Source organism: Nocardia arthritidis (assembly GCF_011801145.1).
Classification (GTDB): domain Bacteria; phylum Actinomycetota; class Actinomycetes; order Mycobacteriales; family Mycobacteriaceae; genus Nocardia; species Nocardia arthritidis_A.
Map to the genome: position 1 here is coordinate 9,820,984 of NZ_CP046172.1, position 18,294 is coordinate 9,839,277.

Below are 18,294 nucleotides of genomic sequence, written 5' to 3' on the forward strand. Positions count from 1 at the left end.
GGCATTGGGTGTGCTGCTGCTCACGTCTCGATACTGGAGAGTTCGCGATGGCCTTGAAGAAGTCCCTACGTTGGTCGCTCGTGCCGCGAGTCGCGGGTGCGGTGGCCGCGGCGGCGTTGTTGACGCCGATGTTCACCGCCTGCTCCAGCAACAGCGGCGGAAACCCGCAGAGCCAGAACCTGAACGACCGCGGCCCGATCACCTATGTGGAGGGCAAGGACACCACCGAAACCGGTGCTGTCAAACAGCTCATCGAGCGCTGGAACGCCGCGCATCCGAGCGAGCAGGTGACGTTCAAGGAGCAGTCGAACGATGCCTCGCAGCAATACGACGACCTGGTCGAGCACATGCGCTCCAAGCAGTCCAGCTACGACGTCGTCGCGCTCGACGTGCCGTGGACCGCGGAGTTCGCGGCCAAGGGCTGGATTCAGCCGCTGAAGGACAATTTCTCGATCGACACCTCGGCGCTGCTGCAGCCGCCGGTCACCAGCGCCACCTACAACGGCACGCTGTACGCCGCGCCGCGAAACACCAACGGCGGCCTGCTGTACTACCGCAAGGACCTGGTGCCGACCCCGCCGAAGACCTGGAAGGAAATGCTCGGCGACTGCCAGATCGCACAGCAGCACAATATCGGCTGCTACGCAGGGCAATTCGCGTCCTACGAGGGTCTGACGGTGAATGTGGCCGAGGTGATCAACGCATTCGGCGGCAGCTTCGTCGGTCCCGACGGCCGCAAGCCGACGGTGAACAGCCAGCAGTCCAAGAACGGTCTGAAGACGCTGGTCGACGCGTACAAGAACGGCGACATCCCCAAGGAAGCCATCACCTACAAGGAGCCGGAGAGCCAGGACGCCTTCGAACAGGGCAAGCTGCTGTTCCTGCGCACCTGGCCGAGCTTCTACGGCCCGGCCGGTAGCGATGCCTCCGCGGTGAAGGACAAGTTCGGCGTCGCGCCGCTGCCCGGCGAGAACGGCGTCGGCGCCTCGACGCTCGGCGGCTACAACGCGGCCATCAGCGTGTACTCCAAGCACAAGGCGACGGCGCTCGACTTCCTGCGCTTCCTGATCAGTGAGGACGCCCAGCACATCGTCGCGACCGGCGCACTGCCCTCGGTGCGCGCATCGCAGTACGACGACCCGGCCCTCATCGCCAAGATGCCGTACCTGCCCGCGCTGAAGGAGTCGATCGCCAGCGCCGTTCCGCGCCCGGTCACCCCGTTCTACTCGGCCGTTTCGAAGGCCATCCAGGACAATGCCTATGCGGCACTGCAGGGCACCAAATCGGTCGACGACGCCATCACCGGAATGGAAAAGGGCATTTCGGCGGCGGGATCGTAAGCTGACGGAATGATCAGCGGACCCGACCAACCCGTAGGAGAGAGATAACGGTGTCGGATCCTTCGGGAACGGCGTCACGCGCGTCGGCATTTGTTTTGGAACTGCGGCGCTCGGGCCGGGCATGGCTTTTCGTGACGCCGGTGCTCATCGCGCTGGCCGTCGTGGTCGGCTACCCGGTCACCCGGGCGATCTGGATGTCCTTCCAGAAGGACTCCGGACTCGATCAGGCGACCGGGATGTTCGTCGAGGGCGGCGGCGCCGGCTTCTCGAACTACACCCACTGGCTGCTGCAGCAGTGCCAGGTCGCGGGTGAGACCACGTCCTGCCCGACCGGCAATCTCGGTTCGGCGTTCTGGTCGTCGATCGGGGTCACCCTGCTGTTCGCGGTGGTCACCGTGACGCTGGAGGCCACCATCGGCCTCGGCATGGCGATGATCATGGGCAAGACCTTCCGCGGCCGGGCGCTGCTGCGCGCCGCGGTGCTCATCCCGTGGGCCATCCCGACCGCGGTGACCGCGCGGTTGTGGGAGTTCATGTTCCAGTACAACGGCGTAGTGAACCGGGTGCTCGGTACGCACATCCTGTGGACGACAGATCCGTTCTTCTCGCGGGTCGCGGTGATCGTCGCCGACGTGTGGAAGACCACCCCGTTCATGGCGCTGCTGATTCTGGCCGGCCTGCAGGTGATTCCGGGCGACGTGTACGAGGCGGCCAGGGTGGACGGCGCCTCGGCCTGGCAGCGGTTCACCCAGATCACCCTGCCGCTGTTGAAACCCGCGCTGCTGGTCGCGGTGCTGTTCCGCACGATGGACGCGCTGCGGCTGTACGACCTGCCCGCGATCATGACGCTGGGCAATCCGAGCACCCGAACCGTCTCGATCCTGGTCGTCGATCAGGTGCGGCAGGGCCCGAACAGCGCGGCGGCACTGTCCACCCTCACCTTCCTGATGATCTTCGCGGTGGCCTTCGTGCTGGTGAAGGTCTTGGGCGCGAACGCCGTCCGGACCCAGGAAGCGCAGCGGGAGGCGCACTGATATGACCACGACCACCGCCGAACCCACTGTCGCGCAGTCGATTCCGTGGACCAAGCGACTCGGTTCGCTGCGCGTCTACGTCGGCGCGCTGATCATCCTGGTGTGGGGGCTCGGGCCGTTCTACTGGATGGCCGTCACCGCGTTCCGCGACGAGGCGTACACCTTCGACAACACGCCGTGGCCGACCCACCTCACCTGGGCCAACTTCAGCAATGCCTTCGACACCAGCCGCGGCAACAACTTCGGCAAGGCGCTGATCAACAGCCTGATCATCGGATCGATCACCACCGCCATCGCGCTGCTGGTCGGTGTCATGGCGGCATATGCGTTGGCGCGCATCGGATTCCGCGGCAAGTACCTGGTGTCCGGATTGATCCTGAGCGCATCGATGTTCCCGGTGGTCGTGCTGGTGACCCCGCTGTTCCAGCTGTTCACCGACCTCGGCTGGATCGGCCAGTACCAGGCGATGATCATTCCGAACATCTCGTTCGTACTGCCGATGACCGTCTACGTACTGTCCTCGTTCTTCTCCGAACTGCCGTGGGAGCTCGAGGAGGCGGCGCGCATCGATGGCGCGAGCAAGCTGCAGGCCTTCCGGCTGGTGATGCTGCCGCTGGCCGCGCCCGCCGTATTCACAACGGCCATCCTGGCTTTCATCGCCGCGGTGAACGAGTACCTGCTCTCGCGGCTGCTGTCCAACGACCGGACCGAACCGGTGACCGTCGCGATCGCCCGGTTCTCCGGCAATGATCCGCACGCCATCCCCTATGCGGCGATCATGGCGGCGGGCACCATGGTCACGGTGCCGCTGGTGATCATGGTGCTGCTGTTCCAGCGCCGCATCATCTCCGGTTTGACCGCCGGTGGCGTGAAGAGCTGATCAGCCCCCTACCGAACGCCGGAATCCGCTGTGCGCAGCGGATTCCGGCGTTCGTCGTTCGTACGGACCGGCACGGAAGCGACATTTCCGGCGAGTATGTGAAAACACAGTGACCGCCGCGCAGCGGTGTTAGCATCGCCGGTCGGCTCCGAGCGGTAAAGTCGAGCGCATCGTGCCCTGAATTGGCGTAAATGTTTCCGTCCAGGTGAGTTTTACCGACGCTCCGGAGGGAGATCAGGTCGTGAACGAGCTTGCGAGCGAACCATCGACACGGCGTGCCGCGCGCCCGACTACCGGCGAGGTGGGGTCGTGAGTTCGTTCCGCAAGCGGCGCGACCGCGGACAGCACGGCGCCAGGGGCACACCGGACAACACCTTCGTCACCAGTTGGAACGCGCGGTCCACCTCCCGCGCCAGTCGGCGGCGGAACACCGGTTCGGCCAAGACTTCTCGCTACCCGACGGAATCGCGACCGGCCTGGCCCGGTCCGCAGCAGGCCCGCTGGAGCGGCACCCGGCCCGGCTCATCGCCGCGTTCCGGGGCGGCCCAGCCGCGCCGCAGTCGCGGCGAACGCATCCGCCGCCTGACGCTCGCCCTGTTCATCATCTTCGTCGCCTTGCCCGCACTGCTTTTCGTGCTGGTCTACTGGAGCGCCGAGATACCCGACCCGGCCTCGGTGCAGACCAATCAGATCGCCACCATCCTGGCCGCCGACGGCGCCACGGTGATCGCGAAAGTCGTTCCGCCGGAAGGTAACCGCACCCCGGTCCCGTTGAGCGACGTCCCGCAGCCGGTCCGCGACGCGGTCATTGCCGCCGAAGACCGCAATTTCTACGGCAATCCGGGCTATTCGGCCACCGGCTTCCTGCGCGCGGCCCGGGACAACCTGCTCGGCCGAGAGGACGCCGGCGGCGGTTCCACCATCACCCAGCAGTACGTCAAGAACGCCTTCCTCGGCTCCGAGCGCACGCTGACGCGCAAGATGCGCGAGCTGGTCATCGCCGCCAAGATGGCGCGGCAGTGGAGTAAGGACGACATACTCGCCGCCTACCTCAACACCATCTACTACGGCCGCGGCGCGTACGGCATCGCCGCCGCCGCGAAATCCTACTTCGGCAAACCGGTCCCGCAGCTCACCGTCGGCGAAGGCGCGATGCTGGCCGCGCTCATCCGCACCCCGTCGATCCTGGATCCGGAGACCCACCTGCCCGATCTGCAGGCACGCTGGCGGTATGTGCTCGACGCCATGGTCGAGATGGGCAAACTCTCGCCGGCGGATCGCGATGCCACCACCTTCCCGCAGGTCGTCCCGATCACCGAGGTGGCCGACGACAATGTCGCGCACGGCCCGGAGGGGTTGATCCGCACCAAGGTGGTTCGCGAACTGCGCGCCTCCGGCATCAGCGAACGCGAACTCGACACCGGCGCACTGCAGATCACCACCACCATCGACGCCAAGGCACAGCAGGCCGCGCTCGGCGCGGTGCACGACCGGCTCGACGGGCAGCCGCCCGAGTTGCGCGCCGCGGTGGTGTCGATCGACCCGCGCTCCGGCGCGGTGCGCGCCTACTTCGGCGGCTACGACGGAACGGGTTACGACTACGCGCAGGCCCCGCTGCAGACCGGGTCGGCGTTCAAGGTGTTCGCGGTGATCGCTGCGCTGCAGCAGAACATTCCGCTGTCCAGGGTGATCGACAGTTCGCCGGTCACCGATCGCGGCACCAAGATCACCAATGTCGACGGCGAATCCTGCGGCCGGTGCACCATGGCCGAGGCGCTGAAGCGCTCGCTGAACACCAGCTTCTACCGGCTCACCATGTCGATGTTCGACGGGCCGAAGGCAATCGCCGACGCCGCGCATCAGGCGGGTATCCCGAAGCAGATCCCCGGTGTCGCCGGGGAGACGCTCACCGAGAACGGCGAGCACCCGCTCAATGGAATCGTCTTGGGTCAGTACCTCGTTCGGCCGATCGATATGGCATCGGCCTACGCGACCATCGCCGCCTCCGGCGTCTACCACGAACCGTACTTCGTGCAGCGGGTGGTCACCGGCGACGGCCGGGTGCTGCTCGATCGCGGCGAAGGCCAGATCGGCGAGCAACTGCCGCAGGGCCAGCAGCGCATCCCGAAACCGGTCGCGGAGAACACCATTCAGGCGATGATGCCGATCGCGGCCTACTCGAACGGACATCAATTGGCGGGCGGGCGGCCGTCGGCCGCCAAGACCGGCACCACCCAGCTCGGCGACTCGGACCGCAACAAGGACGCCTGGATGGTCGGCTTCACGCCGTCGCTGTCCACCGCGGTCTGGATCGGCACCGAACACTCGCAACCGATCCGCACCGCCCGTGGCGGCGATATCTATGGATCCGGCATGCCGAGCGATATTTGGAAGCAGACGATGGACGGCACGCTCGACGGCGCCCCCATCGAACAGTTCCCGGCGCCCGCACCGGTCGCCGGTCAGGCCGGGTTGCCGAAACAACCATCCGGCAGCGGCCCGTACGACATCCTCAACCCGCCGCCACCGCAGCAGCGAGAGCCGGTCGTCATAATTCCACCGACTACGGCACCCCCGAAAGAGGTGGAAATCTTCCCCGGGCTCAGCATTCCGGTGCCGGGCTGACCGTGATTCCGACCACCTCGACCACAGGGAACGGATGACATGGCAGCATCGTTTGCCAGAGTGCGCAAATCAGACCGGGCCGACGCCGCCGCGGCGACATCGATGCGGAAGGATAGACGCACGAGCGACGACAGCGGCGCGAACGACAGGCCAGGAGGCGGTACCTGCGTAGCCAGGAAAGGCCAGGGAGCGCCGCCGATGCAGACAGACGAGACATAGGGGCTACGCCGGTGGATTTCAATGTCGTTGACCAACCCGAGACGCTGGTTGCCGGGACCGTGCTCCGCAGCCCGGCGCTCGCGGTCGAGGGACCGCGGCGCGCGAAGGTGGAGGAGGCGTGGAAGCGCAATCTCGCGCGCAGCCTGCCCGGCCCGCCGACCACCGCATATGTCGATCACGCGCCGGAGATCAACTCGTATCTGACCCATATCGTCGGCTACCGCTGCCGCAGCCTCGACGACCTGCTGCCTGGTGATGTGCTGGCCAGGGTGCCCGCGGGCCGGTTCGCCCGTTTCATCGCCAGCGGCGAGAATCTGGGCGACACCATCGTCAGCGTGTGGCGGGCGGTGTGGGACGCCGAGGCGGCGGGCCGTTTCGTGCGCGCGTACACCGGCGACTGGGAGCACTATCCCGAGGCGAAGACCGTCGAGGTCTTCGTGGCGTTGGCGGACGATCAGGTCGACGGGTAGGAACGGACTGTGGTGGACTTCGAAATCGTCACATTGGACGAAAGCCTGATCGCCGGACTCACCGTCCCGCTCGCGGGCCGTGAGGTGACCGCACGCGACCTGGACCTGGTGAACTTCACCTGGGATCGCTACCTGGCGCGGGAGAAGACCGTGCCGAGGGTGGCCGCCTACATCGGCCAGAACGATCATGCGGTCGCGGTACTCGGCTATGAGGTGAAGGGGCTGGACGACCTGGACCCCGGCGATGTGCTGACCCGCATCCCCACCGGCCGCTACGCCAAATTCGTCGTCTCCGACAAACCGTACGATCTGCTGCGCACCGCATGGGCGCAGGTCGCCAAGGCGGAGAGCGCGGGCACCATCACCCGTTCGCACACCGCGGAGATCGAGCGTTACACCGGACCGACCTCGGTCGAGGTCTACGTCTCGCTGGACTGAATACGGATCGGCCCCGGAAAACCAGCGTTTTCCGGGGCCTGTTCCGAAGAAACTACTCGGCTCCCACGATGAACGCCTCGAGCTGGGCCCGGGCGATATCGTCGGCGAGCTGCTGCGGCGGGGACTTCATCAGGTAGGCCGAGGCCGGGAGGACGGGTCCGCCGATGCCGCGGTCCTTGGCGATCTTGGCCGCGCGCACCGCGTCGATGATGATGCCCGCCGAGTTCGGCGAATCCCACACCTCGAGCTTGTATTCCAGGTTGAGCGGCACATCGCCGAAGGCGCGGCCCTCCAACCGGACATAGGCCCACTTGCGGTCGTCGAGCCAGCCGACGTGATCGGACGGGCCGATGTGCACGTCGTTGGCGCCGAGCTCCTTCTTCAGGTTGCTGGTGACCGCCTGGGTCTTGGAGATCTTCTTGGACTCCAGCCGATCGCGCTCGAGCATGTTCTTGAAGTCCATATTGCCGCCGACGTTCAACTGCATGGTGCGGTCGAGCTGCACGCCGCGATCCTCGAACAGCTTGGCCATGACGCGGTGGGTGATGGTGGCGCCGACCTGGCTCTTGATGTCGTCACCGACGATGGGAACGCCTGCCGCGCGGAACTTTTCGGCCCACACCGGATCGGAGGCGATGAACACCGGCAGCGCGTTGACGAAGGCGACGCCGGCGTCGATGGCGCACTGGGCGTAGAACTTGTCGGCCTCCTCGGAACCCACCGGCAGGTAGGACACCAGCACGTCGACCTTCGCGTCCTTCAGGACCTGCACCACGTCGACCGGCTCGGCCTCGGACAGCTCGATGGTTTCGGCGTAGTACTTGCCGATGCCGTCGAGGGTCGGGCCGCGCTGCACGACGACGTCGGCGGGCGGCACATCGGAGATCTTGATGGTGTTGTTCTCGCTGGCGAAGATGGCCTCGGCGAGATCGAAGCCGACCTTCTTGGCGTCGACGTCGAACGCGGCGACGAATTTCACGTCGCGCACATGGTAGGGGCCGAACTTCACGTGCATGAGGCCGGGCACGGTGGTCTTCTCGTCGGCGTCGCGGTAGTACTGCACACCCTGAACCAGGGATGAGGCGCAGTTACCGACACCGACGATGGCCACCCGCACTTCGGTGGTGTTCTCGAGATCACTCATGGCCGATATTTCCCTCTTTCTGTGGTGCCGCCTTCGTCGATTGCTTGCTCTGCCGCAATCAACTCGTTGAGCCAGCGCACTTCGCGCTCGCTTGATTCCAGACCGAGCTGATGGAGCTGGCGGGTGTAGCGATCCAGCGAGCCGCTGGCTCGTTTGATGGCCTCCCGCAACCCTTCTCGGCGCTCCTCGACCTGCCGTCGCCTGCCCTCGAGAATCCGCATCCGCGCCTCGGCGGGGGTGCGGCTGAAGAAGGCCAGGTGAACGCCGAAGCCGTCATCGGTGTAGTTCTGCGGGCCGGTGTCGGCGAGCAGCTCCTTGAATCGCTCCTGTCCGGCCGGTGTCAGTTGGTAGACCCGCCTGGCCCGGCGGGTGATACCGGGGGTGTTCTCCTCGTCGATCAACCCGTCGGCCTGCATGCGGCGCAGCGTCGGGTAGAGCGAGCCGTAGGAGAAGGCCCGAAACGGTCCGAGCAGGCCGGTGAGCCGCTTGCGCAGCTCATAACCGTGCATGGGCGCTTCGAGGAGCAGCCCGAGGATTGCCAGCTCGAGCACCGGGCGTCACCCCCTGACTATTGAACGGACCTAACGGTGGATGCGATTACCCACTATATCGGAGCGATACATCCAAGAACAGCCCGACAAAGACCCGGCGCGGTAGGCAGCAGGCCCCGCTACTCTGGTTCTCGTGCGAATTCAGCGGCAAGTGGTGGACTACGCGCTCCGGCGCAGATCACTGCTGGCTGACGTCTACGCGGGCCGTGTCGATGTCGCCGAGGTGTGTGATGCCAACCCGTACCTGTTGCGGGCGGCGAAGTTCCACGGCCGGGGGAGCGAGGTCACCTGCCCCATCTGCCGGAAGGAACAGCTCACGCTCGTAAGCTGGGTCTACGGCGACGACCTCGGGCCGGTGGCCGGATCCGCTCGCACACCGGAGGAGCTGATGCGCCTCGCCGAGACTCGGGAAGAGTTCTCGGTCCATGTCGTCGAGGTATGCCGGACCTGCAGCTGGAATCATCTGGTGCAGTCCTATGTATTGGGATCCGCTCCGGCGCCGACGCGCAGGCGCGGCGGATCCCGCACGAACCGGCGCACCGCCGCCGAATGATGCGCCTGGTCATCCCACGGATGACATGCGGAGCCGTCATGTGTCCGCAGCGGTTCCGGCCGCACCGCACGCAGACCGTTACGAGTTATGGAGACCTTGTCAGTGAATTCGCCCTACGAGACTTCCCCCTACGGCGATGAACCGCACGGCGGCCGTCCTTCGCGAAGCTCACAGCCGGGTCCCAATCCGCGTCAGGGTCCACCGCCCGGTATGCGCCCCGGCCCGCCGCCCGGCGGGCCGCGCCCTTTCGCCGGTGATCCGCGCGGACCACAGCCGCCGCGCAGGCCGGGCCCGCCCCCGCAGGGACGGCCGCCGCAGGGCCCCGGTCCACAGGGTCCGCGTCCGCAGTCGCAGAGCGGTCCACAGGGCCGCCCGCCCCAGGGACGTCCACAGCCCGGCCCGCAGGGCACCCAGAAGATCGAACGCGGTTCGCTGAGCGAGGCCGTCAATCGGCGGTCCGGTCCGGCCACCGGCCCGCGCCCCGCGGCGGCGCGCCCCGGCACCGGAGAACGGCCCGCGGCGCGCCGCACCGAAAACGGCATGAACACCGGTGAGCGCAGGGCGCAGAGCGGCCCGCCATCGGGTCCGCCGCCCCGACGCGGGAACGGCGGCAGCGGCGGCTCGGGTGGTCCGGGCAAACGCGGTCCCGGGCAGCAGAAGAAGAAGTCGGCGTGGCGCTGGGTCCGCCGGGTCTGCTACGTCGGCCTGGCATTCGTTCTGGTCGGTGTCGTCGCGGGCGTTGTCGCCTACACGACTGTCCCGATACCCCAGCCGGGCGATCTCAAAACCAATCAGGTGGCGTCGATTTTCGCCTCCGACGGCACCACGATCATCAGCAAAGTCGTTCCGAAGGACGGCAATCGGAGCGAGGTCTCGATCGACCAGATCCCGCCGCACGTACGCAACGCGGTGATCGCCGCCGAGGACCGGGACTTCTACACCAATCCCGGCTTCTCCATCAGCGGCTTCGTCCGCGCCGCCAGGGACAACATCCTCGGCCGGGAGAGCGCCGGTGGCGGTTCCACCATCACCCAGCAGTACGTGAAGAACGCGGTGGTCGGTGACGAGCACTCGTATTCGCGGAAACTGCGCGAGCTGGTGATCTCGGCGAAGATGGCGAACAAGTGGAGCAAGGACCAGATCCTCGCGGCCTACCTGAACACCATCTACTTCGGTCGCGGCGCCTACGGCATCGATGCCGCGTCGAAGGCCTACTTCAACAAGCCCGTCAACGAGCTGACGCTGCCCGAGGGCGCGGTGCTCGCCGCGGTTATCCGGTCGCCATCCGGCCTGGATCCGGAGAAGAATCCGGATGGTGCCAAGGATCGCTGGAACTATGTGCTCGACGGCATGGTGCAGGGCGGCTCACTCTCTGCGGCCGATCGGCAGAAGCAGCAGTTCCCGCAGGTGGTGCCCGCCGCGCAGACCAGCGACAAGACGCTGGACTCAGGTCCCGAGGGCCTGATCAAACAGCAAGTGCTGACCGAACTTTCGGCGGCCGGTATCAGCGAGCAGCAGCTGAACCAGGCGGGCCTGCAGATCACCACGACAATCGATCCGAAGGCGCAGCAGGCAGCGGTCGACGCGGCCCGCAAGGTGATGGACGGCGAACCCGAAAAACTCCGCACCGGAGTCGTTTCGGTGGATCCGCACACCGGCGCGGTTCGCGCCTACTACGGCGGTGAGAACGGCCAGGGCTGGGACTTCGCCGGTGCGCCGCTGCAGCCGGGTTCCTCGTTCAAGGTGTTCGGTTTGGCCGAGAACCTGGCCGAGGGCAAGCCGCTGTCGCAAATGTATGACAGCTCGCCGCTGCAGGTGCCCGGCGTCAAGATCACCAACGTCGCGAACGATCAGTGCGGCATGTGCACCATCGCCGAGGCCCTCAAGCGATCGCTGAACACCAGCTTCTACCGGATGGAAATGGAGATGCAGAACGGTTCGCAGAAGATCGCGGACATGGCGCACAAGCTCGGCATCCCGGACACCATTCCGAAGTTCGGCAAGACGCTCGTCGAGCCCGACGGCGGCCCGCCGAACAACGGTATCGTGCTCGGCCAGTACCCGGTCCGCGTGCTCGACATGGCCTCGGCCTACGCGACTTTGGCGGCCTCCGGCATCTACCACGCGCCGCACTTCGTGCAGAAGGTGGTCACCGCCGACGGTCAAGTGCTGCTGGATCGCGGCGAGGTCGCCGGTGAGCGCCGCGTCGACGCGGCGGTCGCCGACAACGTCACCGACGCGATGAAGCCGATTGCCGCGTGGTCCAACAAGCACAACCTGGCCGGAAATCGCGATTCGGCAACCAAAACCGGCACCGCCCAGCTCAACGACACCGATGAGAACAAGGACGCCTGGATGGTCGGCTACACGCCGTCGCTGTCCACGGCGGTGTGGGTCGGCAGCACCGACAATACGAGGCTGCGAAACGCCAACGGCAGCATGATCTATGGCTCCGGCCTGCCCGCTGACATCTGGAAGGCCACCATGGACGGCGCGCTCAAGGGCACGCCGAACGAGACCTTCCCGAAGCCCGCCCCGATCAAGGGCCAGGCGGGCGTCCCGGCGTACACCGCGCCCTACACCCCGCCGTCCACCACCGAGCAGCCGATCCTGCCGCCGGTGATCAACCTGCCCCCGACCATCGATACGCCGTTCGGCCCGGTGCAAAACCCGTTCGCACCACCGCAACAGCGACAGAACCCGCAGCCGGAACCGCAACGCTCCCAATCGCACGAGCCCGACCCGGGCCCGCTGCCGGGTCAGCCGATCGCGCCACCGGACGGTGGGCAACCGACTGCGACGGGCGCACCGAAGCCATCCACCAGTAACCGGTAGCCTCGGATGACGTGACCGATCAGCAACTGGCGGATCAGCGGATGGATGGGGGCGTGCCGCGGGACGTCGTGTTGTCGGCGGATGGGCGGCGGTACGCCTCGCCGGGACCGTTGGCGGCGGATCTGCGGTCGGCCGATGCGCGAGATCGGCCGAGCCGCAACGATTCCGTGACGGCGCAGCTGAGCAACGTCATCGGCGGGCCGGTCGGCGAGCACGCGCTGATCGGGCGGGCCAGGTTCTGGACACCGATGCGGGTGCTGTTCCTGTTCACGGTGGTGTTCCTGGCCTTCGGCTGGTTCGGTAAGGCCGGCTGCATCCAGCAGACCAGCACGGGGAACGGCACTTTGACGCTCGACTGGAACAACGGGCGTCAATACACCGCCATGTGCTATTCGGACACCGTGCCGCTCTACGGCGCCGAGCGGTTGAACGAGGGCGCGTTCCCGTACAAGAAGAGCTGGGTCGAGAAGGACACCGACGGCACCGTGGAGACCAGGTACATGGAGTACCCGGTGCTTTCCGGTCTGTACCAATACTTTTCGATGCGGGTGGCCAAGGCGTGGGACGCGTCGCCGCTGCCGGGCGCGCTGCAGGTGGTCATCTATTTCAATGTGGTGGCCTTCGGGTTGGCGCTGGCCTGGCTGGTGACGGTCTGGGCGTCGGCGCTGCTGTCCGGGCGGCGGGTGTGGGATGCCGCGCTGGTCGCCTGCTCACCGCTGGTGATCGTGCATATCTTCACCAATTTCGACGCGCTGGCAACGGCTTTCGCGGCCACCGGCCTGCTCGCCTGGGCGCGCAGGCGCCCGCTGCTGGCCGGGATGCTGCTCGGACTCGGCGGCGCGGCGAAGCTGTATCCGCTGCTGCTGCTGGGTCCGATCGTGGTGCTGTGCCTGCGCGCCGATCCGATGGAAGACACCTGGAACGCGAAACTCGCGCTGCGGCTTCGTGATATCGACAGCCTGGCCGCACTGCGGCAGTGGCTGCGCGAAACCCCTTACCGCACCGCGCTGCTCACCGCCCGCCCGCTGGGCGCCGCACTGCTCACCGTCGGCGCGGCCATGGCCACCTGGGTCGCGGTGAACCTGCCCATCGCCGTGCTCTACCGTCCCGGCTGGCAGGAGTTCTTCCGGCTCAACACCACTCGGCACGCCGATCCGGATTCGGTGTACAACGTCATCACCTCGTTCACCGGCTGGTCCGGCTTCGACGGCAGCCTCACCCATGCCGAGCCGCCGACCATCCTGAACGTGGTGTCGCTGCTGGTCTTCCTCACCGCCTGCGCACTGATCGCCTACATCGGGCTCACCGCGTCGCGCCGTCCACGGCTGGCCCAGCTGGGTTTCCTGGTGGTGGCCGCCTTCCTGCTGACCAACAAGGTGTGGAGCCCGCAGTATTCGCTGTGGCTGGTGCCGCTGGCCGTACTCGCGCTGCCCCACCGGCGAATCCTGTTGGCGTGGATGACGATCGATGCCCTGGTGTGGGTGCCGCGAATGTTCTACTACCTCGGCATCGACAAAAAGGGCCTGCCCGAGCAGTGGTTCACCGGCACCGTCGCCCTGCGCGACCTGGCGGTAATCGGCCTGTGCGCCTTGGTAGTCCGCCAGATCTACCGACCGGAGGAGGATCTGGTGCGCCGCGACTTCGTCGACGACCCGGTCGGCGGCATCGTCGACCGCGCCCCCGACCCCCAGCGCCCATGGCTCCCTGAACCCCTGCGCCCCAGGGAAACGTTCGCCCGCGCCTGAATTCCGCAGGCATACGTATAGCGCGGCGGAAAGTACTTATACGCGACTGATTCGGGGCACCCCGGCGCGGAAATAACGTAGTTCCTGTCACCGAGACCGGGACACAAACCGCAGCTCAGAGCCCCGAAAGGATCTGAAAATGAACGAGATCGTCGCCCAGTACCTGGAGGCATGGAACACCACCGACGCCGCCGCCCGGCAGGCCGCCGTCGCCCGGGTGTTCACCGAGGACGCCGGCTACGTCGACCCGCTGATGGCCGTCAACGGGCACGCCGAGATCGACGCGGGCATCGCCGCCGCGCAGGCCCAGTTCCCCGGCCTGGTGTTCCGGCAGGCGGGCGCGGTCGACGGCCACCACGACCAGGTCCGCTTCACCTGGGAGCTGGGGCCGGCCGACGGCCCGGCCATCGTGGTCGGCTTCGATGTCGCCGTGCTCGAAAATGGCCGCATCGCAAAGGTTTACGGGTTCCTGGACAAGGTTCCCGCCGCCGCCTGACCGGCCCCGGCGCAGCTCTGCGCCCTGGGCCGGGTTGTCCGGCAACGCAATCCGGCCCGCGGGCGCCCGATCCACTTCATCTTTCGAGGAATACGTCATGACCGCCACCACCGGCTACCTGTCCACCCTGCTCGCCCCCGGCCAGCTTCTGCTCCGCCTTTCGCTGCGCCTCGACGCCGTCGTCACCACCGTCAACGGCCTCGCGTACCTGGCGCTGGCGAAGCCGCTGGAATCGTTGCTCGGCCTCGACGCCGGGATCGGCATCCCCGTCGGCATCTTCCTGACCATCTACGGCATCGCCGTCGCACTGACCAGCGCGCCTGCCACCATCAACCACACCGCGGCCCGCGTGGTCGCCTCGGGTAACGCGGCATGGGTGGTGCTCTCCCTGGTGGCGCTCGGCGAGGGTGCGCTCGATGTCAACCTCGTCGGCGGCGTGTGGACCGTATTGCAGGCGATCACCGTCGGCGCGTTCGCGGCACTGCAATTCCTCGGCGTGCGCCGCGCCCGATGATCGGCCATCCACAAACGGAATACGCGCGAATGCGGCACCGGACCACGCTCCGGTGCCGCGTTCGCGCGTATCGGCGAATCGTCGGCCGACCGCCGTCCGAATACCTGGAAACCGGGATGTTTGCCGAGGGCGCGGAACGGGAATCCAGCGAATTCTTCGGATACCGAACTGCGTAGCGCCGTCCCGACGAACTCTGTCGGTGACCTTTACGCGACGTAGAGTGGCAGTCGAACGCACCGACAAGCGAAGGGTCGAACTTGTCCGCAACACTCGTCAAGGGCCAGAACGGTCCGCTGACCGTATCCGACGTGGTGATCTCCGTTCAGTTGGCCGCGCCGGCGGATTTGTCCGCGCTGCTGGTCACCGAGCGGGGCAAGGTCCGATCCGATGCCGACTTCGTCTTCTACAACCAGCCCTCCGGCCCCGGCGTGAACCTGCTGCCCGCCGTCGCCGGGCAACCGACCTCGCTCGCGATATCGCTGAACTCGGTGCCGCCGGATATCGATCAGATCCGCGCCGTCGTCACCCTCGACGACAGCACCAGCAATTTCGGCCGTTTCCCCGCACCGGTCGCGCATGTGGCGAATTCGGTGGGCGAGGTGCTCTACGAATACCGGATCGAGGGTTTGACGAGCGAATCGATCGTCATCGCGCTGGAAGTGTATCGGCGGCAAGGCGGTTGGAAGGTGCGCGCGGTCGGGCAAGGCTACGCGGGCGGATTCGCCGCGCTGGTCACCGATCACGGCGTCAAGGTCGACGAGGCGCCATCGCAGTCGGGCTATCCCGCACCGAGTTATCCGGCCCAGCAGGACTATCCGACCCAGCAGGCACCCAACTATCCGCCGCCCGCGCCCGCCTACCCGCCGCAGGTGCCCCAATATGCCCCTGCCACCGGTTATCCGCCGCCCGGCCCCGGCTATCCGCCGCAGGCGCCGGGGTATCCGCCGCAGGGGCAAGGCTATCCGCCACAGGGACAGGGCTATCCGTCACAGGGACAGGGTTATCCACCGCAGGGGCAGCAGCGCCCCGGCGACCTCATCGGATCCCATCCGGTCAGCCTGACGAAGGGCCAGCAGGTCACCCTCCGCAAGGAGGGTGGCGCCGCGCTGACCTTCGTCAAGATGGGCCTCGGCTGGGATCCCGTGCGCACCAAGATGTTCAGCAACCGCACCGTCGATATCGATCTCGACGCGTCGGTGGTGATGTTCGCCGATATGAACCTGGTCGATGTCTGCTACTACGGCCAGCTGACCTCCAAGGACGGCTCGATCCGGCATCAGGGCGACAACCTGACCGGTGAGGGCGAGGGCGACGACGAGACGATCCTCGTCGATCTCACCCGCGTTTCGGCGCATGTGAACACGCTGCTGTTCATCGTCACCTCCTACAAGGGGCACACCTTCGAACAGGTGCAGAACGCCTACTGCCGCATGGTCGACGGCGTCACCAACGCCGAGTTGGCCAGGTATTCGCTGGCGGGCGGTATGCCGTTCACCGCCATCGCGATGTCGAAGGTCTACCGGGTCGGCAACGACTGGAAACTGCAGGCGCTCGGCGAGGGCTTCCACGCCAAACATCCGGGCGAGGCGGTGCCCCAGCTCGGGCGGTTCCTCGGCTCCGGCCGCTGAGCACACCGGGTGCGAAAACGGGGGATCAGCAAGATGATTCAGCTCGCGGCGGGCCAGAACACCCGGCTCACCGCCGATACGCTCCAATTCAGTGCGAAAGCCGATGTGGCGCTGGATGTTTCGGCGCTGGTGGTGGCGCCGAACTTCCAGGTGTTCGACTCCGACGATTTCGTCTTCTACAACCAGCCGCAGGCCGCGGGAGTGCGTCTCACCGATGACGGCATAGTCGTCCGGTTGAGCGAGATCCGGGCGGATGCCCGGGCGGTGTTGCTGGTGGTGAGCGTCGATCCGGACGCACCGCCGCGCGAATACGGGCTCGGCACCATCACCGCGACTTTGGCCGAAAAGGATTCGGTGCTCGCGGAATTCGTCACCACACCGGCCTTCGGGGAAACGGCGCTGATCTGCCTGGAGGTATACCGCCGCGGGGACGAATGGAAGCTGCGCGCCGTCGGGCAGGGGTATTCCGGCGGGTTGGCGGTGCTGCTCACCGCGCACGGCGTCGAGGTGGAAGACGCGTCGGGTCAGCCGACCGGTGGTGAATATATCGGCGCGACAACACATTCCGAGTCACAGGTGCTGACGGCGCCGAATGCGTCGTTCGAGGTCGACCACGGCCTGGAGCGGCTGTGGATGATCTTCGAGGACGCGGCCCGCTCCGCCGCCGCCCTGGTGTCGGCCCGCGACTTCGCCGAACGCAGGCTCGACGACGAATTGTCCGCGGCGGTGGCCGATCCCGCCGTCAGGAACTCCCCGGCCGCGGCGAGCGCCAGGCAGGCGGCGCAGCAGCGCTGCGACGAGCTCATCGTCATCGCCGAACGCAACCATCTCACCGACAGCCACCAGCTGATGCGTGAGCTCGCCGCCGCCGATCGAATCCTGCCGCCCGCCTTGGCATCCTGGGACGCACCGACCTGGGACGGTCCGCACGCCGCCGCCGACGGCATCCGGCTCGGCGAGCTCTACGCACCCGACCGGGGACAGCTGCGGGTGCCCTACTGCGTGCCGGTACCGCTCACCCGTCCGCTGTGGATCGACAGCGAATCCTCCGCCGCGGTCGCGCCAGTGGTCGGCGCGCTGCTGGCCCGGCTGCTCGCCGCGACACCGGATCGGCGCACGCTGCTCGACATCGTCGACCTGAGCCGCGCCTTCACCGGCCTCACCGAATTACTCGCCCCGGCGCTGAACGGCCCGCCGATAACCGAATTCGGCGATATCTCGCCCCGGTTGCAGGCGCTGGCCGACGCCGCTGAGCTCGCCGAATTGGCCTACACCAGCGGCGGTTTCACCCCGCCGATGGATCATCGGGTGCTGCTGCTCGCCGATTTCCCGCACGGTTACGTGTCATCGGATATCCGCCGATTCGCCGGACTGATGGTCCGCGGCGAGCTGATCGGGCTGTCCACCATCATCATCGGCCCCGACGAATCCGATTCCGACGACGCGACATTGGCCGGGCTCGCCCGATCCTGCCGCCACCTCCCGACCACCGGCGCCACCCCGCTTTTCGATCCGTGGACCGGCAGCCCGTGGCTGCTCGACCTGGATATTCTGCCCCGCGAACCGGGTCGTCAAGCGAAGCTGCTGCGCCACAACCACTGACCGCGCCGGAAAAATCAGTGGAACCGGCCGGTACCGTCGCCGTAGCCTGCGGCTATGAGTATCGAAACAAATGCGGGAGCCGGGGTGAGCCGCAACCTCGCCGCCGAGCGATGTCCGAAATGCGGTGTGAAAATGCGGTTCGGTGACGAACCATGCCCGCGCTGTGCGGGTCGGGGCGATCTGATCATCGAGCGCCCCGCCATCTGGTTCGTCCGCTGAA

The 18,294-nt window shown here is 66.8% G+C and carries 16 protein-coding genes; 14 read left to right on the forward strand and 2 right to left on the reverse strand.

What is annotated here, in order from left to right:
* Window positions 1-47 precede the first annotated feature (47 nt).
* The 6 genes from F5544_RS44895 to F5544_RS44920 all read left to right on the forward strand — a co-directional run bounded on the left by F5544_RS44895 (window position 48) and on the right by F5544_RS44920 (window position 7,006).
* Entirely contained in the window at window positions 48-1,340 is a 1,293-nt protein-coding gene (locus F5544_RS44895) for an ABC transporter substrate-binding protein (RefSeq protein WP_167478746.1), read from the forward strand.
* Between the two features lie 50 nt (window positions 1,341-1,390).
* Window positions 1,391-2,374, forward strand: coding sequence for a carbohydrate ABC transporter permease (locus F5544_RS44900; RefSeq protein ID WP_167478747.1), 984 nt, complete (start codon window positions 1,391-1,393; stop codon window positions 2,372-2,374).
* Between the two features lies 1 nt (window position 2,375).
* Window positions 2,376-3,254, forward strand: coding sequence for a carbohydrate ABC transporter permease (locus tag F5544_RS44905; protein ID WP_167478748.1), 879 nt, complete (start codon window positions 2,376-2,378; stop codon window positions 3,252-3,254).
* 309 nt (window positions 3,255-3,563) lie between these two features.
* A complete protein-coding gene (locus F5544_RS44910; protein ID WP_238846998.1) occupies window positions 3,564-5,879 on the forward strand; it encodes a transglycosylase domain-containing protein in 2,316 nt (771 codons plus the stop codon).
* Between the two features lie 230 nt (window positions 5,880-6,109).
* Window positions 6,110-6,568, forward strand: coding sequence for a GyrI-like domain-containing protein (locus F5544_RS44915; protein ID WP_167478749.1), 459 nt, complete (start codon window positions 6,110-6,112; stop codon window positions 6,566-6,568).
* A gap of 9 nt (window positions 6,569-6,577) precedes the next feature.
* On the forward strand, window positions 6,578-7,006 hold the full coding sequence (locus F5544_RS44920; RefSeq protein ID WP_225725852.1) for a GyrI-like domain-containing protein: 429 nt from the start codon (window positions 6,578-6,580) through the stop codon (window positions 7,004-7,006).
* Window positions 7,007-7,058: 52 nt separating this feature from the next.
* On the opposite strand, the gene F5544_RS44925 is transcribed toward F5544_RS44920, so the two are convergent.
* On the reverse strand, window positions 7,059-8,150 hold the full coding sequence (locus F5544_RS44925) for an inositol-3-phosphate synthase (protein WP_167478750.1): 1,092 nt from the start codon (window positions 8,148-8,150) through the stop codon (window positions 7,059-7,061).
* Window positions 8,147-8,701 carry a PadR family transcriptional regulator gene (locus tag F5544_RS44930; RefSeq protein WP_167478751.1) on the reverse strand — a complete coding sequence of 185 codons (555 nt, stop codon included), beginning with the start codon at window positions 8,699-8,701 and terminating at the stop codon, window positions 8,147-8,149. Before F5544_RS44930 ends, F5544_RS44925 begins: the two co-directional genes overlap by 4 nt.
* Window positions 8,702-8,834: 133 nt before the next feature.
* Between F5544_RS44930 and F5544_RS44935 the strand changes: the two genes are divergently transcribed.
* From F5544_RS44935 to F5544_RS44970, 8 genes are all read left to right on the forward strand, one after another.
* On the forward strand, window positions 8,835-9,254 hold the full coding sequence (locus F5544_RS44935; RefSeq protein ID WP_167478752.1) for a DUF5318 domain-containing protein: 420 nt from the start codon (window positions 8,835-8,837) through the stop codon (window positions 9,252-9,254).
* A 210-nt stretch (window positions 9,255-9,464) separates the two neighbouring features.
* Window positions 9,465-12,089 carry a transglycosylase domain-containing protein gene (locus F5544_RS44940; RefSeq protein ID WP_167479945.1) on the forward strand — a complete coding sequence of 875 codons (2,625 nt, stop codon included), beginning with the start codon at window positions 9,465-9,467 and terminating at the stop codon, window positions 12,087-12,089.
* Between the two features lie 41 nt (window positions 12,090-12,130).
* Window positions 12,131-13,834: a glycosyltransferase family 87 protein gene (locus F5544_RS44945; protein ID WP_167479946.1), complete on the forward strand. Its 1,704-nt coding sequence runs from the start codon at window positions 12,131-12,133 to the stop codon at window positions 13,832-13,834.
* Window positions 13,835-13,973: 139 nt separating this feature from the next.
* On the forward strand, window positions 13,974-14,330 hold the full coding sequence (locus tag F5544_RS44950) for a nuclear transport factor 2 family protein (protein ID WP_167478753.1): 357 nt from the start codon (window positions 13,974-13,976) through the stop codon (window positions 14,328-14,330).
* Window positions 14,331-14,427: 97 nt separating this feature from the next.
* On the forward strand, window positions 14,428-14,844 hold the full coding sequence (locus F5544_RS44955; RefSeq protein WP_167478754.1) for a hypothetical protein: 417 nt from the start codon (window positions 14,428-14,430) through the stop codon (window positions 14,842-14,844).
* Window positions 14,845-15,101: 257 nt separating this feature from the next.
* Window positions 15,102-16,472 (forward strand): TerD family protein, encoded by a 1,371-nt coding sequence (locus F5544_RS44960; protein WP_167478755.1) that lies wholly within the window; start codon window positions 15,102-15,104, stop codon window positions 16,470-16,472.
* Between the two features lie 33 nt (window positions 16,473-16,505).
* Entirely contained in the window at window positions 16,506-18,074 is a 1,569-nt protein-coding gene (locus F5544_RS44965) for a TerD family protein (RefSeq protein WP_167478756.1), read from the forward strand.
* Window positions 18,075-18,128: 54 nt separating this feature from the next.
* Window positions 18,129-18,293 (forward strand): hypothetical protein, encoded by a 165-nt coding sequence (locus tag F5544_RS44970; RefSeq protein ID WP_167478757.1) that lies wholly within the window; start codon window positions 18,129-18,131, stop codon window positions 18,291-18,293.
* The last annotated feature ends 1 nt before the right edge of the window (window position 18,294 follow it).

Excerpts from the sequence above, each read along its gene's own strand:
- F5544_RS44895 (WP_167478746.1), top strand. The coding sequence starts at position 48 with ATGGCCTTGAAGAAGTCCCTACGTTGGTCGCTCGTGCCGCGAGTCGCG.
- F5544_RS44905 (WP_167478748.1), top strand. The coding sequence starts at position 2,376 with ATGACCACGACCACCGCCGAACCCACTGTCGCGCAGTCGATTCCGTGG.
- F5544_RS44965 (WP_167478756.1), top strand. The coding sequence starts at position 16,506 with ATGATTCAGCTCGCGGCGGGCCAGAACACCCGGCTCACCGCCGATACG.
- F5544_RS44970 (WP_167478757.1), top strand. The coding sequence starts at position 18,129 with ATGAGTATCGAAACAAATGCGGGAGCCGGGGTGAGCCGCAACCTCGCC.
- F5544_RS44945 (WP_167479946.1), top strand. The coding sequence starts at position 12,131 with ATGGATGGGGGCGTGCCGCGGGACGTCGTGTTGTCGGCGGATGGGCGG.
- F5544_RS44925 (WP_167478750.1), bottom strand. The coding sequence starts at position 8,150 with ATGAGTGATCTCGAGAACACCACCGAAGTGCGGGTGGCCATCGTCGGT.
- F5544_RS44950 (WP_167478753.1), top strand. The coding sequence starts at position 13,974 with ATGAACGAGATCGTCGCCCAGTACCTGGAGGCATGGAACACCACCGAC.
- F5544_RS44955 (WP_167478754.1), top strand. The coding sequence starts at position 14,428 with ATGACCGCCACCACCGGCTACCTGTCCACCCTGCTCGCCCCCGGCCAG.
- F5544_RS44940 (WP_167479945.1), top strand. The coding sequence starts at position 9,465 with ATGCGCCCCGGCCCGCCGCCCGGCGGGCCGCGCCCTTTCGCCGGTGAT.